The 15,272-nt window shown below is 70.3% G+C and carries 10 protein-coding genes; 4 read left to right on the top strand and 6 right to left on the bottom strand.

Annotation, left to right across the window (positions count from 1 at the left end; genetic code table 11):
• The first annotated feature begins 96 nt into the window (after nucleotides 1–96).
• A complete protein-coding gene (gene coaE, locus Q2K20_RS09355) occupies nucleotides 97–1,185 on the top strand; it encodes a dephospho-CoA kinase (RefSeq protein WP_096905573.1) in 1,089 nt (362 codons plus the stop codon).
• 43 nt (nucleotides 1,186–1,228) lie between these two features.
• Here coaE and Q2K20_RS09350 read toward each other — a convergent pair whose 3' ends face one another.
• Nucleotides 1,229–2,785 (bottom strand): DUF4185 domain-containing protein, encoded by a 1,557-nt coding sequence (locus Q2K20_RS09350; RefSeq protein WP_269502747.1) that lies wholly within the window; start codon nucleotides 2,783–2,785, stop codon nucleotides 1,229–1,231.
• A gap of 1 nt (nucleotide 2,786) precedes the next feature.
• On the bottom strand, nucleotides 2,787–4,211 hold the full coding sequence (locus Q2K20_RS09345) for a DUF4185 domain-containing protein (RefSeq protein ID WP_269502749.1): 1,425 nt from the start codon (nucleotides 4,209–4,211) through the stop codon (nucleotides 2,787–2,789).
• Nucleotides 4,212–4,337: 126 nt separating this feature from the next.
• On the opposite strand from Q2K20_RS09345, the gene uvrB reads away from it, so the two are divergent.
• A complete protein-coding gene (uvrB, locus tag Q2K20_RS09340; protein ID WP_120285892.1) occupies nucleotides 4,338–6,467 on the top strand; it encodes an excinuclease ABC subunit UvrB in 2,130 nt (709 codons plus the stop codon).
• A 90-nt stretch (nucleotides 6,468–6,557) separates the two neighbouring features.
• Entirely contained in the window at nucleotides 6,558–7,007 is a 450-nt protein-coding gene (locus tag Q2K20_RS09335; protein ID WP_069390259.1) for a universal stress protein, read from the top strand.
• 39 nt (nucleotides 7,008–7,046) lie between these two features.
• On the opposite strand, the gene Q2K20_RS09330 is transcribed toward Q2K20_RS09335, so the two are convergent.
• The 4 genes from Q2K20_RS09330 to Q2K20_RS09315 form a co-directional block, all read right to left on the bottom strand.
• Nucleotides 7,047–7,466, bottom strand: a complete 420-nt coding sequence (locus Q2K20_RS09330; RefSeq protein ID WP_240341260.1) for a DUF732 domain-containing protein — start codon at nucleotides 7,464–7,466, stop codon at nucleotides 7,047–7,049.
• Nucleotides 7,463–9,859 (bottom strand): HelD family protein, encoded by a 2,397-nt coding sequence (locus tag Q2K20_RS09325; RefSeq protein ID WP_269502754.1) that lies wholly within the window; start codon nucleotides 9,857–9,859, stop codon nucleotides 7,463–7,465. The genes Q2K20_RS09330 and Q2K20_RS09325 overlap by 4 nt, the downstream gene beginning before the upstream one ends.
• A gap of 167 nt (nucleotides 9,860–10,026) precedes the next feature.
• On the bottom strand, nucleotides 10,027–11,094 hold the full coding sequence (locus tag Q2K20_RS09320) for a DoxX family protein (protein ID WP_269502756.1): 1,068 nt from the start codon (nucleotides 11,092–11,094) through the stop codon (nucleotides 10,027–10,029).
• A 195-nt stretch (nucleotides 11,095–11,289) separates the two neighbouring features.
• Nucleotides 11,290–11,991, bottom strand: coding sequence for an MBL fold metallo-hydrolase (locus Q2K20_RS09315; protein WP_069390172.1), 702 nt, complete (start codon nucleotides 11,989–11,991; stop codon nucleotides 11,290–11,292).
• Between the two features lie 148 nt (nucleotides 11,992–12,139).
• Here Q2K20_RS09315 and uvrA point away from each other — a divergent pair, with 148 nt between their 5' ends.
• Complete coding sequence (uvrA, locus tag Q2K20_RS09310) at nucleotides 12,140–15,220, top strand: excinuclease ABC subunit UvrA (RefSeq protein ID WP_069390173.1); 3,081 nt, start codon at nucleotides 12,140–12,142, stop codon at nucleotides 15,218–15,220.
• The last annotated feature ends 52 nt before the right edge of the window (nucleotides 15,221–15,272 follow it).

Below are 15,272 nucleotides of genomic sequence, written 5' to 3'. Positions count from 1 at the left end.
AGAGCAGACGTGGCACAGAGTTAATCCGGTTCACACGTGAGACCTTACCTACGTCGCTCGGACCGGCACGCCTTTCGGTCACCTAGACTCCACGTCATGCTGATGGTGGGTCTGACCGGTGGGATCGGTGCCGGCAAGTCGACGGTGACGGCGGTGCTCGCGGAGGCTGGGGCGGTGATCGTGGACGCGGACCTCATCGCCCGCGAGGTCGTCGAACCGGGTTCCCCCGGGTTGGCGATGCTCGTCGCCGAATTCGGCGAGGACATCCTGGGGCCGGACGGTGCACTCGACCGCGCCGCCCTCGCCGCCCGCGCCTTCGTCGACGCGGAGCGGACCGCGGCCCTCAACGCCATCACCCATCCGCTGATCGGGGAGCGGACCGCCGAGCTGTTCGGCTCGGCGCCGGAGGACGCGATCGTCGTGCACGACATGCCGCTCCTCGTGGAGGGCGGGATGACACCCGGCTACCACCTGGTGATCGTCGTAGACACCCCGGAGGAGATCCGGTTGCAGCGGTTGGTGGAGTTCCGGGGGATGCCGGAGGACGACGCCCGCGCCCGCATGTCGAGGCAGGCCACCGATGAGGCCCGCCGGGCCGCCGCGGACGTGGTGATCGACAACTCCGGGGACCGGCAGACCGCCGTGGACCTCACCAGCGCCCTGGTCGAGGTCCGCCTCCGCCCGTTCGAGCACAACCTGCGCACCGGGACCCCCGTGGTGGGCGACCGCACCGTCGTCCCGTTCCGGCCCGAGTGGGCAGGCGAGGCGGAGCGGGCGTGCGGGCGCCTGCGTCACGTGGTGGGGAAGATCGCCACCCGGATCGACCACGTCGGTCCGACCGCGGTCGAGGGACTGGACGCGCCCGACGTCATCGATCTGCAGGTGACGGTGCGGGACGCGGCAGCGGTCGAGGTCGCCCTGCGCACGCTCACCGAGGCGGGATACGTGCGTGATCGGTCGAGCGAACGGCCGTTGCTGCACTGGTGCGACCCCGCCAGGCCGCTGGAGGTGTCGATCCTGGCAGAGGACGACCCCGAGCACGAGTTCTCGCTACTCATGGCCGAGGTGATCGGCGCGGACCCCGACGCACGGGCCGAGTACGCGGAGATCCTGCGTCGCGCGGACCGCGAGGAGACGCGTCAGTGGGAGCGCACCCTGAGCGAGGCCGTGCTGCGGGGGCGGTAGCGCCGACCGGGGGCGGGTCCGCAGCCCCGCCCCCGGCCGGGTCTCACTCGGTCGGGACCACCCCGTCGACCAGCTCGGAGACCGGCACCTGTCGCACGACCTCGGTCGGCGCCGGCTGAGAGCTGGCCCGGCGCAGGTTCGGGTCGGGGAACACCTCCGACAGCCGGGTGCGCACGAGGAAGACGTTGTAGGCGTTCCAGGTGGTGACGAGGTAGTAGAGGTCCTCGCCCTGCGCCCACGGGTGCATGAACGCCCCGTAGACGCCGGGCAGCACCGAATAGTCCACCAGCGTGGTGGCGGAACTCCACGGCCCCTCGGGGCGGTCGGCGGTGCGGAGGACCACCGAGTCGTACCCCTGTGAGTACATCGCGGTGTACTTCCCGAGGTACTCGTTGTACATGGTCGATATCTCGCTCGCCGGGGCGGGCAGGACCCGCTCGGCGGCGCCGACATCGGACACCCATGCCGAGCCGTTCCAGTACTCGTACGCCTCGGGGGCGAGGACGCCCGCGGCGGGCGGGGTGGCGGATCCGTCGAGCTCGTCCGCGGTCGGGGAACCGGCGAGCGGAACGCGTGCGACGACCGCCCCGCCCTGTCGCCCGGAGGGGGTGAGGTACTCGTACAGGTGCGTGTCCGTCTTGAGGAACGAGCTCATCTGGGAGCCGCGCCACGCAGGATCCACGGCCGGGGCTCCGGCGCCGAGGGGGACCGTGTCGGTGATGGGGCGGGCCAGAGAGGGGACGACGGCCCAGTTCTCGCCGTTGTCCGTCGAGTACGCCATCCCCGAGTAGTTGGTGGTCCACGATCCGGGTTGGCCCCAGTGGGCCACGGACATGAACCGCAGGTACTGGACACCCTCGACGGAGATGCCCGAGGTCGGGATGATCGTGACCTCACCGGGCAGCCCCGATCGCGGGACCAGCGACTTGGCGAGACCGTCGGTTCCCATGGCGGCGGAATCGATGGTGATGCCATCGGTCAGATCGGTGTCGGCGGAGCGGAACAGGACGTTGGAACGCCACTGGTTGCCGGGCACCGTGCAGTCGCCCATCGTGTCGCCGAACGCCATCAGGACCTGTGGGTCGGCGGGATCACCGTTGTCCCACATGATGCCCAGGTCCGTTCCGGCCACGCCGAACCGGTTGACGGAATCGCCGGGACTCGTGGGCCCGGTGACGAGCTGTTCGAACCGGGTGGGTCCACGCAGGACGGGTACCGTGCCCTCCTCTCCGGTGATCCACGGGGGCATCCCGTAGACCGACCCGATCATCGGATCGAGCGAGCCGGATAAACCGTTGCCCAGGGAGCCGGTCTCCAACTGCTGGACCAGCGATCCCGAACGGTCGGCGGAGCCCAGCGCGCGGGAGGCGGAGCCCAGCGACCCGGAGCCACCGGAGGACCCGAGCGAACCGAGGGAACCGATGCCCATACCGGCCCCGGTCCGGTTCTCCAGCAGGGAACCGAAGTTGCCGAACATCTCGCTGCACGGGCCGGCCGCGGCGGTTCCGGCTCCGACCGTGCCGAGGGTCACGACCGACGCGGCGGCCGTGATCGACGCGACGACGACCGAGCTCAGGCGGCGGGGGAGAGGTCGGGTCATGTCACGCCTCCGGGATGGGCCGACGCTCGACCAGGACGGTCTCGCCGGTGTCCGCCGGGTCCGGGGTGTTGCGGGTCCAGCTGTCGTCGGTCGTCCGCATCCGCGCCCGGGCGTCGGGAAGGGTCCGCGGCGGGATCTGGGTGAGGTCGGTCCTCATGAGGAAGACGTTGTAGGCGTCCCAGGTGGACATGGTGAAGTACAGGTCCTCGCCGCGGGTCTCCACCGCGGGGCTCCACGGGTGGACGAAGGCGCCGTAGAGGGTCGGGACGTGCTGGTACGAGAGCAGGATGTCCTCACCCGACCACGGGCCCCAGGGGGTGGCGGACTGGGCCATGACGATGTTGTTGGCGCTGTTGTTGTACAACGCGATGAAGCGACCCAGGTGCGCACTCCAGGACACCGACAACTCGCTCACGGCCGAGTTGACCGTCGGAGCGCCGAGCACCGGCACGGCGTCGCGGTGATCGACGACCCAGTCGCCGCCGTCCCAGAAGCGGTAGGCCGCCATCTCCTCGATCCGGTTCTCGGGGACCCGCGCGAGCCGTGCGGACCCGCTCCGACCGGACGGTGTGAGGTACTCGTAGACGTACCCGTCGTGCTTGAGGAACGCGCTCATCTGCCCGGCGGTGTGGGTGGTGGACTCCGGGCCCAGGTCGACCGGGAGGGGCATCGGTGCGGTACCCCGCCGGGCGGTATCGCGTACGGGGACCCAGTTCTCGCCGTTGTCCGTCGACCGGGCGAGAGCGGAGTAGTTGGTGGTCCACTCGCCGGGCGAGCCCCACCGTTCAACGGACATGTACCGCAGGTACTGGGTGCCGCCCACCTCGACGCCGGCGGTGGGGATCACCGTGGTCTCGTCGGGGTGGCCGGTGCGGGGGAGGATCGACTTCGCCATCCCGGGCCGCTCCATCGGCGCGTCGGTGATGCGCATCCCGTCGGCCAGTGTGCGGTCGCCGGATCGGAAGAGGATGTTGCTGCGCCACTGGTCACCGGGCTCGTCACAGTCGCCCATCGTGTCCCCGAGGGCCATCATCATCTGCGGATCCGAGGCGTCGCCGTTGTCCCAGAGGATTCCCAGGTCGGTGCCGGAGATGCCGAATCTGTCTACCGTGTCGTTGGGGCTGGTGGGTCCCGTCAGCAACTCGACCGTGGTGGTCCGGCCCCGGAGAACCGGGATGTACCCGTTCCCGCCGTCGGCCCACGGGGTGGCGGGCGCGGACGTGGGCGCCCCCAGAGACCCCGAGAGGGAGCCCGACCCGCCCGCGGTGCCGCCGGCCGGGGGCCACGGGTCACACGGTGCGGCCGTGGCGACCGGTGCGAGGAGGGTGAGGGCCCCCGCCGCGAGAGAGGCGGCGGCGACCGCCGTGATCGGCCGACGCGCGCCGTCAGGGCGGGCGGTACGACGACGAAGTGGGCTGCGGGCCATGGGGTTCTCCAGACGACATGACAGGGACGGTGAGGGGCTGCTCACTCCTACGGTAGTTGGCACCCCTGACATCCGCTGCGGCGACACCGGTGGGCGGGGGTGAACGGCTGCTCGTACGCTGGTGGTATGGCTTTCGCGACAGAGATCCCCGACGACGGGGTCCCCGCCGACCCGACAGTGCTCTCGTACTCGGAGTTCCGACCGATCGGCGATGTCGAACGAAGTGCGACCCGCTTCGAGGTCGTCAGTGAGTTCACACCGTCGGGCGACCAGCCCACGGCGATCGCGGAACTGACCGAACGCCTCGCACGTGGGGAGCGCGACGTCGTGCTGCTCGGCGCGACCGGCACCGGTAAGTCGGCGACCACCGCCTGGCTCATCGAGAAGGTGCAGCGGCCGACCCTGGTGATGGCACCCAACAAGACGCTCGCCGCGCAGCTGGCCAACGAGTTGCGCGAGATGCTGCCCAACAACGCGGTCGAATACTTCGTCTCGTACTACGACTACTACCAACCGGAGGCATACATCGCCCAGACGGACACCTTCATCGAGAAGGACTCGTCCATCAACGACGACGTGGAGAGGCTCCGGCACTCCGCGACATCGTCCCTGTTGTCCAGGCGCGACGTCGTCGTCGTCAGTTCGGTCTCGTGCATCTACGGTCTCGGCACACCCCAGTCCTACCTCGACAGGTCGGTGGCGCTGGCCGTCGGGCAGGAGGTCGACCGCGACCAGTTGCTCCGGCTGCTCGTGGACGTCCAGTACGAGCGCAACGACGTGTCCATGACCCGGGGCACGTTCCGAGCGAAGGGCGACACCGTCGACATCATCCCCACCTACGAGGAACTCGCCGTCCGCATCGAGTTCTTCGGGGACGAGATCGACGCGCTGTACTACATCCACCCGCTGACCGGTGACGTCGTGCGCAGGGTCGACGAGGTGCGGATCTTCCCGGCCACCCACTACGTCGCCGGTCCCGAGAGGATGGCCAAGGCGATCGCCTCGATCGAGGCCGAGCTGGAGGAGCGCCTGGCGGAGCTGGAGAACCAGGGCAAACTGCTCGAGGCGCAGCGGCTGCGCATGAGGACGTCCTACGACATCGAGATGATGCAGCAAGTGGGCTTCTGCTCCGGTATCGAGAACTACTCCCGGCACATCGACGGCCGGCCGGCGGGCAGTTCGCCGGCCACGCTCATCGACTACTTCCCCGAGGACTTCCTCACGGTGATCGACGAGTCCCACGTGACCGTGCCGCAGATCGGCGCCATGTACGAGGGCGACGCCTCCCGCAAACGCAATCTCGTCGACTTCGGGTTCCGCCTGCCGTCCGCCCTGGACAACCGTCCCCTGACCTGGGAGGAGTTCTCCGGCCGGGTGGGTCAGACCGTCTACCTCTCCGCCACGCCCGGCCCCTACGAGATGGGGCGCGCCGGTGGGGAGTTCGTCGAACAGGTCATCCGGCCGACCGGGCTCGTCGACCCGAAGATCGTGGTCAAGCCCACCAAGGGGCAGATCGACGACCTGATCGGGGAGATCCGTCAGCGCGCCGAACGCGACGAGCGGGTGTTGGTGACCACGCTGACCAAGAAGATGTCGGAGGACCTCACGGACTACCTGCTCGAGTTGGGGATCCGGGTTCGGTACCTCCACTCGGAGATCGACACCCTCCAGCGGGTGGAGCTGCTCCGGGATCTCCGGCGCGGGGAGTACGACGTCCTGGTCGGCATCAACCTGCTCCGGGAGGGACTGGACCTGCCGGAGGTCTCGCTCGTGGCGATCCTGGACGCCGACAAGCAGGGTTTCCTCCGCTCGGCCACCTCGCTCATCCAGACAATCGGCCGTGCGGCCCGCAACGTCTCCGGTGAGGTCCACATGTACGCGGACTCGGTCACCGAGGCCATGCGGCAGGCCATCGACGAGACCGATCGCAGGCGTGAGAAGCAGGTCGCGTACAACACCGAGCACGGCATCGACCCGCAGCCGCTCCGCAGGAAGATCGCCGACATCCTCGACCGGGTCGGAGAGGAACACGGGGACGACGCGGATCCCAGGGCACGACCGGAGCTCGTGGGCGCCCGGGCGGCCGACGGGTCGGCGCGACCCCGAAAGGAGCTGGAGAAGCTCATCGAGGAGATGACCGAGCAGATGATGTCCGCGGCCACCGACCTGAGATTCGAGCTTGCGGGGAGGCTCCGGGACGAGATCGCCGAACTGCGTAAGGAACTCAAGGGGATGCGTGAGGCCGGGGTCGACTAACCTGGGCCGCTTTTTCCCGCGTTTACCCCGCCCGTCGGCGGCGTCCTCGGACTACTCTGGGTGAAACGTGTTCCCGAGGAGAGGAAGCAAATGAGCGCCTACACCAGAGTGGTGGTGGGAACCGACGGTTCCGAGTCGTCCTACCGCGCCGTCGATCGCGCCGCGCAGCTGGCCGCCGACGCCTCGGCGGACCTCGTGATCGCCTGCGCCTACGTGCCCGCCGATCCGCGTTCGGTCAGCCAGGCCGCGGATCAGCTCGGTGACGACGCCTACCAGATCCGCGGGGACAATCCTGCCGAGGACATCGTCCGCGGCGCCAGGGACCGGGCCCAGAAGGCCGGAGCGACCAAGATCGAGGCGCGCACCGTGAAGGGGGCGCCCGTCGAATCGCTCATCAAGCTGGCCGACGACGTGGGGGCCGACCTCCTCGTGGTGGGCAACAAGGGACTCAACTCCCTGACGGGCCGGCTGCTCGGGTCCGTACCCGCCGACGCCGCACGACGCGCGACCTGCGACGTGCTCATCGTCCACACCACCTAGACCGCGCGCCGAACCCGGCGCCCCACCCGGCCGCCGGGGTCAGTGGCAGAGGTGGGTCCGGCTCGCATCGACGATCGCCCGACCCACCTCGGCGGTGTCGAGGTCCGGGTCCTGCGCCGCGATCGCGCTGGTGAGCGGGCGGATTCGTTCGAGGATCGTCTCGTCGTCCGCGCCGTCGGCGATCCCCCCGCAGATGCCGGCGCCCACCTCGATGGTGGTGACGGCGGTCATCTCGGTGGGGAGGCCGAATCCGGACAGTTCTGCGAGGAACTCCTGCTCGTCGTCGGTGCGCGGGTCGGGCCTGTCCCGGGCCGCGGTCTGTGCGGAGGTCACGGGTCGGGGCTCCGCGACGGCGGACACGCTGTCGACCGGGGCCTCCGCCCGGGTGCCGCACCCGCCGGCCGCCGCGACCGCGATGAGGGCCGAGGCCGCCAGCACGCGGGATCGGGTGTGGGTCATGCGGTGGGCTCCTGTGCGCTGTCATCGAGACGGTCCCGTATACCCGAGAGTAGCGGGCCGAAGCCGCCGGGCTGGACCAGGATGAGTTCCTGTGTCGCCCGGGTGGCGCCGACGTACAGGTCCTGCATCCCCTGGGGCGAGCGCGCCAGGACGCGTTCGGGGTCCACCACCACGACCACGTCGAACTCCAGCCCCTTGGCCAACGCCAGCGGCAACACCGATGTGCCCGGCCGGGCCAGTTCGGCAGCCTCGTGGACCGCGGGATAACCGGCGCCGGCGAGTTCGTCGTCGTCGTCTCCTCGGGAGTCCTCGTCGCCGCCGGGATCGGGCAGCAGCACCGCCACCGCCCGCTCCGACGGCACCGCCGCGACCTCCTCGGCGACCGCCTGCGCCACCGACCGACCGTCCGGCTCGAGCCACGCGACCGGCCGTCGCCCCGCGCGCACCGTCCGCGGCGACGACGCGGCCGGGTCGATCTCGGCGAGCAGCAGCTCCGCCACGGCGGAGATCGTCTCCGGGGTGCGGTAGTTCACGGTCAGCTCGGACAGCACCCACCGGTCGTCCACATACGGCGACAGGGCATCGGCCCACGAGTCGATGCCCGCCGGGCTCGAGGTCTGGGCGACGTCACCGACGAGGGTCATCCACCGGTTGGGGGAGCGGCGCATGAGCACCCGCCACGCCATGGTGGACAGCTCCTGCGCCTCGTCGACGATCACGTGCCCGAACGCCCACGTCCGGTCCGCGCCGGCCCGGTCGCCCACGGTGAGATCGGAGTCCTCGCTGTGACGGCGGGCCAGGGACTCGGCGTCGACGACGTCGTAGGCCATGAGCACCTCCGGATCGAGGTCGTCCTCGATGTCCTGCACGGCCGAACCCGTGAGGATCTCGAGAGCCTCCTCCGCCTGTCGGACCTGCTCCGCCCACGCGCGGTCCGCCTCACTGCCATCGGCGGTCGGGTCCTCGCCGAGGAGTTCGGCGAGCTCGTCCAGCAGCGGTACATCCGCCACCGAGAACGCGGCGCCGTTTTCCCGGAAGAGCGCATCCTGGTCCTCCGCGACGTAGTCACCCGCCGCCTCGGCGATCCGGTCGCGGCTCGACAGCAGGTCGGCGAGGAGTTGCTCGGGCCGTAGCACCGGCCACCACCCGTCGATCGCCTCGGCGACCTCGCGGGAGGCCTCGACCTCCCGGCGGAGTTCCGCGCGGTCATCCGCGTCCAACAGGGGGCGGGCGGCGTCGCCGAGGTCGCCGACACCGTCGCCGTCCGGTGACCATGCCTCGTCCTCCGCCCGCCCGACCGGGTCGGTGAGTGCGGAGACGTACTGCTCGGTGAGGGCGTCGATGATCCGCGTCGCGAACGCGTCGCGGGACTGGTTGTGGGGTCGCCGGGTCATCCGTCCGCGCCCTCTCGCCGCCCGCACCGTCGCCGGGGTCAGTGTCAGATCGTGTCCCTCGACCCGCACCACGACGTCGGCCTCCGGGGCGAGCTGGCGGGCCCGCACCGCGGCCTTGAGGATTCCCACCATCTCGCCGGAGCCCTTGACCTCCTCGCCGCGCAGTGTCTCCGGTCCGGTCGCCCGGACGCCCGGATAGAGATCGGCGAGCGTCCGCAGGACCACCCCCGACTCGCCGAGGGACGGCAGCACGCGCGCGATGTAGTCGAGGAACCGCGCATTGGGTCCGACGATGAGCACACCGCTGCGGTCCAACCGCTGCCGGTGCGTGTAGAGGAGGTAGGCGGCGCGGTGCAGCGCCACGGCGGTCTTTCCGGTACCCGGGCCGCCCTGGACCACCAGGACGCCGGAGTGCGGGTTGCGGATGATCTCGTCCTGCTCCCGCTGGATGGTGGCCACGATGTCCGTCATGTGGGCGGAACGGGCGGTGTCCAGCGCCTCGAGCAGGGCGGACTCGCCCACCACGTCGTCGTGGTCCTCGGGGACCTCACCGTCTTGCGGGGCCGTGAGGTACTCGTCGTGGATCCCGATCACCCGGCGACCGATCGTCCGCAGGTGGCGGCGCCGGTGAGCGCCCTCCGGCCGGGCGGTCGTCGCCAGGTAGAAGGGCCGGCTGTGGTCGGCGCGCCAGTCGAGGAGCAGCGTCGTGAGGTCGTCGTCGTCGTCGCGGAGACCCACGCGCCCGATCCGACGTACCTCGCCGTCCCCCATGTCCAACCGGCCGAAGTACAGGCCCAGGTTGGCGGCGCTGAACGCCGCGAGCTCGGAGGTGTAGAGCCGGGCGAACGACTCCCGTTCCGACCGCGCCTGCGGGGTGCCGCCCGACCCGCGCAGGACGGCGTCCAGGCGCGCACGCGTGTCCGCCCGCAACTCCTCGAGGCGGTCGAGGAGGCGGCCGAGGTGACGTTGTTCCTCGTCGACGGCGTCGTGTCCCGTCACGGGCGCTCCTTCCGGGGTCTGCGTGGTCGGTTCGGGCAGGATGACCAGGCTACCGGGAACCGCGACGGGTGCTCAGACGACGACGACCCCGCCCGGGTGGGGGCGGGGTCGTCGGGAGGCGGTGTGGCCGCCGGCGGTAGTCCGGGGGCGGTGGCCCGCCCCGGTCGTCAGGGACGGATGACGTCGGCGGCCTTCGCGCGGACCTCGTCCGTCATCTTCTTGGCCTCGGAGGCCTTCTTGCCCGCCTCCTTCTCGAACCGGGCGGACTTCTTCCTGGCGTCCTTGCCGGCGCGGGTCGCCTTCTTGCGGGCGTCCTTCTTCTTGGCCTGCGCGGCCTTGCGGGCCTCCTCGGCCCGGACCGCGGCGAGTCGGGTGGCGACACCGGCCTGGTCGCGGACCTGCGCGGTGTAGGGCCGGGCCTCGTCGGCCGCTGCGTGGGCCGCGGCGCCCGCCTGCTCGCGGACCTGGGCGGCGATCGGGGCGGCCTGCTCCCGGGCGGTGGCCGCGCGATCCCGCACGCGAGCGGCGACCACCGGCGCGGTGTCACGCACGACCCCGGCGAAGCCGGACGCCTGGTCACGCACCTGATCGGCGACCTCCGGGGCCTTCGCCCGCACGGTGTCGGCCACCTCGGGAGCCTTGTCGCGCACGGCGTCCGCCGCGCCACGCGCCTGATCGGCCACGGTGTGTGCGACACCGGCGAGCGCCGCACCGGCGGCCGCGGACTCGGCCTTCGCCCCGGGCAGCTTCGCGGCCATCTTGTCGCCGGCCTTCCGGGCGCGCCAGGCCACCCCGGGCTGTCCGGCGGTGTCGACCGAGGCGAGGATGAGCCCGCCGAGGAGCGCCACGTCGGTCGCCAGACCGGTGGTCTTGCGACTGCGGGCGTCCTTGTCGGACTCCATCCAGAACGCGTGGCGGCTGACGGTCGAGGGCACGTGGGCGGCGGTGAGCGCGAGCGCCGACAGGCGGGGGGCCTTGCCCAGCGCGAACAGGACGCCCGCGCCGATCTTGACCCCGGCGAGCGCCTTGACGAGCGTCTCGGTGTCCTTGGGGACGGGCGGCACCGATGCGGAGACCGTGTCGTTCACCGCCTGCTCGCCCTTCTCCACCAGCGGGGTGGCCTTGTCGACGAGCGGCGCCGCGTCGGCGACATGGGCCTGCGGATTGCGAAGCGTCTCAACGCCGTCGATGACGAACACCGTGGCGAGCATGGGTCGTGCGAGTCGTCGGATCATCGTTCCTCCTGGATAGGTGGGAGTGCGTGGTCGAACCTAGTCCGAACCCGGTGAGGGCGCCTCCGGTCGCGATCCGGGGCTACCCGTCGACGGACCGTCACCGGGGGGGTGTGCTGCGGCGATCGCACACGGTGGCGGTTTGATAACGATTGGATGTCGGCCCACAGGGCGACGGGGGCAGGACCCCCGTCGCGGTCACCACCCGCGCTCCCGCCACTCGCCCAGATGCGGTCGCTCGGCACCGATGGTGGTGTCGTCCCCGTGTCCGGGATGGACCACGACGTCGTCATCGAGGACGTCGAAGACCCGGGCCTCGAGGTCGTCCATCAGCGAGGCGAAGTCGGCTTCCGAACCGGTCTTCCCGGGGCCGCCGGGGAAGAGGGAGTCCCCGGAGAACAGGTGGGTGCCCGCGTCGGTGCGCAGGACGAGTGCGATGCCGTCCGGAGTGTGACCCCGCAGGCCGATCACCGCCAGCCGGAGGTCGCCGACCACGAGCTCGTCCCCGTGCGCGACATGTCGGTCGGTGGGGACGTCGATGCCCCCGGCGTCGCCGGGGGAGGCGATGGTGGTCAGGCCGAGGGCGGCGACCGTCTCGGCGAGACCGATCCAGTGATCGGCGTGGAGGTGCGTGGTGAGCACCTCCTTGACCCCGGGTGCGCGGTCCCTCAGATGGGAGATCAGCTGCGGCGCGTCGTTGGCGGCGTCGACGAGCAGTACATCGCCCGTCGCGGTCGACTCGATCACGTAGACGTTGTTGTCCATCTCGCCGACCGAGATCTTGGTCAGTCGGGCGGGGCCCACGGTCCAGCGCTCGCCGGTCAGTCGGCCTCCGGTACGGCCGGAGTAGCCCTCGGTGAGGGTGATGCGGTCGGGTAGTGACTCGGTGGGATTCGACATAACGGCAGGCTACCGACGTCGGGCGCGGTCGGTGGCCGGAAGCGTGTCGTACTACGTTGGTACCTTCGTCTGCGGGAACGGCAGCCATGCGGCAGGTGCGGCTTTCGCCACGGAGACGTGGCGGCCTCCCGACTCGGAAGGAGAACCCATGGTGGACCGTCTGGTCGTCCGCGGCGCACGGGAGCACAACCTCAAGGGCGTGGACATCGACGTCCCCCGCGATTCGCTGATCGTGTTCACCGGACTGTCAGGGTCCGGCAAGTCCTCGCTGGCGTTCGACACCATCTTCGCCGAGGGCCAGCGCCGCTACGTCGAGTCGCTGTCCTCCTACGCCAGGATGTTCCTCGGGCAGATGGACAAGCCGGACGTCGACTTCATCGAGGGACTGTCCCCGGCCGTGTCGATCGACCAGAAGTCGACCAACCGCAATCCCCGCTCGACCGTCGGCACCATCACCGAGGTGCACGACTATCTGCGCCTGCTCTACGCCCGCGCCGGGGTCCCGCACTGTCCCACCTGCGGGGAGGTGATCTCCCGACAGACCCCTCAGCAGATCGTCGACCAGATCCTGGAGGGCGAGGAGGGTGCACGGTTCCAGGTGCTCGCCCCCGTCGTCCGGACACGCAAGGGTGAGTTCGTCGACCTCTTCGCCCAGCTCGCCGCCGACGGGTACAGCCGCGTGCGGGTGGACGGCGAGCTGCACACGCTCGCCGAGCCGCCCGTCCTGAAGAAGCAGGAGAAGCACGACATCGAGGTGGTCGTGGACCGGCTCGCGGCGAAGCCGTCCTCACGGCAGCGGCTCACCGACTCCGTGGAGACCGCCCTGGGGCTGGCGGACGGCGTGATCGTGATCGAGTACGTCGACCTCGACGACTCCGACCCCGCCCGGCACCGCAGGTTCTCCGAGCACATGGCCTGCCCGAACGGGCACCCGATCGCGCTGGACGACATGGAGCCCCGCGCGTTCTCGTTCAACAACCCCTACGGGGCCTGCCCCGTGTGCGACGGTCTCGGTTCCCACCTGGAGGTGGATCCGGACCTGGTCGTCCCGGACCCCGAGCGGTCGCTCGCCGACGGCGCGATCGCACCATGGTCGGGTGGCCAGAGCGCCGATTACTTCCAGCAGTTGCTGACCGGCCTGGCCGGGGACATGGGCTTCGACCTCCGCACCCCGTGGCAGGACCTGCCCGCGAAGGTGCGCAAGGCCGTGATGGGGGGCGCCCCCACCAAGGTCCGGGTGCAGTACCGCAACCGGTTCGGCCGCGTCCGGACCTACGACGCGAAGTTCGAGGGCGTGATGTCGTTCCTCAAGCGTCGCCTGGACCAGACCGAATCGGAATCGCAGAAGGAGCGCTACCAGGGCTACATGCGCGAGGTGCCGTGCCCGGGATGCGACGGCACGAGGCTCAAGCCGGAGATCCTCGCCGTCACCCTCGCCGGACCCGGGGGCACGGAGCGCTCGATCGCCGACATCAGCCGCATGTCCGTGGAGGACTGCGCTGCGTTCCTGGACGGGCTCGAACTCGACCCGCGCCAGGCGATGATCGCCGGTCGTGTCCTCAAGGAGATCCAGGCACGGATGGGCTTCCTGCTCGACGTGGGGCTGGACTACCTGTCGCTCGACCGCGTCGCCGGCAGCCTGTCCGGTGGCGAGGCCCAGCGAATCCGCCTGGCCACGCAGATCGGATCGGGTCTCGCGGGCGTCCTCTACGTCTTGGACGAACCGTCCATCGGTCTGCACCAGCGGGACAACCGACGACTGATCGACACCCTCGTCCGGCTGCGCGACCTCGGAAACACGCTGCTGGTGGTGGAGCACGACGAGGACACCATTCGTTCGGCGGACTGGATCGTCGACATCGGGCCGCTCGCCGGTGAGCACGGGGGCCGGGTCGTGCACTCGGGCGACTACAAGGGGTTGCTGGCCAACTCCGAATCGCTGACCGGCGACTACCTCGCCGGGCGTCGTCAGATCGCCATCCCGGACAAGCGGCGCGCGCCGAGCCCCGACAAGCGTCTGCACGTGAAAGGCGCCCGGGAGAACAACCTCAAGAACGTCGACGTGGTCTTCCCCGGCGGCGTGCTGTGCGCGGTCACCGGCGTCTCCGGTTCGGGCAAGTCCACCCTGGTCAACGACATCCTCGCGACCTCGCTGGCCAATCAGCTCAACCGGGCCCGACAGGTGCCCGGCCGGCACTCCCGGATCGACGGCGTGGACGGGTTCGACAAGCTCGTCCAGGTGGACCAGTCGCCGATCGGTCGTACCCCGCGCTCCAACCCCGCCACCTACACCGGCGTGTTCGACAAGATCCGCACCCTCTTCGCCGCCACCACCGAGGCCAAGGTCCGCGGGTACAAGCAGGGCCGGTTCTCGTTCAATGTCAAGGGTGGGCGCTGCGAGGCCTGCCAGGGTGACGGGACGTTGAAGATCGAGATGAACTTCCTGCCGGACGTCTACGTGCCGTGCGAGGTGTGCCACGGGGCGCGGTACAACCGTGAGACCCTGGAAGTGCACTACAAGGGCAAGACCATCGCCGAGGTTCTGGACATGCCCATCGAGGAGGCGAGCGAGTTCTTCGAACCGATCACCTCGATCCATCGCTACCTCCAGACCCTCACCGAGGTGGGGCTCGGATACGTGCGGTTGGGTCAGCCCGCCCCGACCCTCTCGGGTGGTGAGGCCCAGCGCGTCAAACTGGCCGCCGAACTGCAGAAGCGGTCGAGCGGGCGGACGGTGTACATCCTCGACGAGCCGACCACCGGTCTGCACTTCGAGGACATCACCAAACTGCTGTTGGTCATCCAGGGGTTGGTGGACAAGGGCAACACGGTCATCGTGATCGAGCACAACCTCGACGTGATCAAGAGCGCCGACTGGGTCATCGACATGGGGCCCGAGGGCGGTGCCGGGGGCGGCTCGGTCGTGGCCGAAGGCACCCCGGAGCAGGTGGCGACCGTACCCGGGAGCCACACCGGCCGTTTCCTTGCCGAAGTGCTCCCCGGGGTGGCCGACGGGGAGGACGAGGACGCGAGGGAGTCCGTGGTCACCGAGCAGACGACGGGGAAGAAGGCGTCGGCGAGGAAGTCACCGACGAAGAAGGCTGTCGCCACGACGAACCAGTCCTCGAAGAAGCAGGCTGAGAAGACCGCCGAGGCGGGGTCAGCGGCGTCCGCGACGGCCAAGAAGACCGCTGCGAAGGCAGCACGTAAGGCGCGCGCCCTACGCTGACGGCTTCCCGGTCGGGGACGGATGGCCCCGGACCGGGGCCCGTCGGGTCAGC

Origin of the sequence: Dietzia sp. IN118, assembly GCF_032905965.1 — a bacterium.
Taxonomy (GTDB): domain Bacteria; phylum Actinomycetota; class Actinomycetes; order Mycobacteriales; family Mycobacteriaceae; genus Dietzia; species Dietzia kunjamensis.
The sequence above is the reverse complement of the archived record's forward strand: the minus strand, read 5'-3'. Positions and strand labels throughout refer to the sequence as shown.

Coding starts and splice junctions, on each gene's coding strand:
- Q2K20_RS09335 (WP_069390259.1), top strand. CDS start 6,558: ATGAGCGCCTACACCAGAGTGGTGGTGGGAACCGACGGTTCCGAGTCG.
- uvrB (WP_120285892.1), top strand. CDS start 4,338: ATGGCTTTCGCGACAGAGATCCCCGACGACGGGGTCCCCGCCGACCCG.
- Q2K20_RS09315 (WP_069390172.1), bottom strand. CDS start 11,991: ATGTCGAATCCCACCGAGTCACTACCCGACCGCATCACCCTCACCGAG.
- Q2K20_RS09345 (WP_269502749.1), bottom strand. CDS start 4,211: ATGGCCCGCAGCCCACTTCGTCGTCGTACCGCCCGCCCTGACGGCGCG.
- Q2K20_RS09320 (WP_269502756.1), bottom strand. CDS start 11,094: ATGATCCGACGACTCGCACGACCCATGCTCGCCACGGTGTTCGTCATC.
- Q2K20_RS09350 (WP_269502747.1), bottom strand. CDS start 2,785: ATGACCCGACCTCTCCCCCGCCGCCTGAGCTCGGTCGTCGTCGCGTCG.
- uvrA (WP_069390173.1), top strand. CDS start 12,140: ATGGTGGACCGTCTGGTCGTCCGCGGCGCACGGGAGCACAACCTCAAG.
- coaE (WP_096905573.1), top strand. CDS start 97: ATGCTGATGGTGGGTCTGACCGGTGGGATCGGTGCCGGCAAGTCGACG.
- Q2K20_RS09330 (WP_240341260.1), bottom strand. CDS start 7,466: ATGACCCACACCCGATCCCGCGTGCTGGCGGCCTCGGCCCTCATCGCG.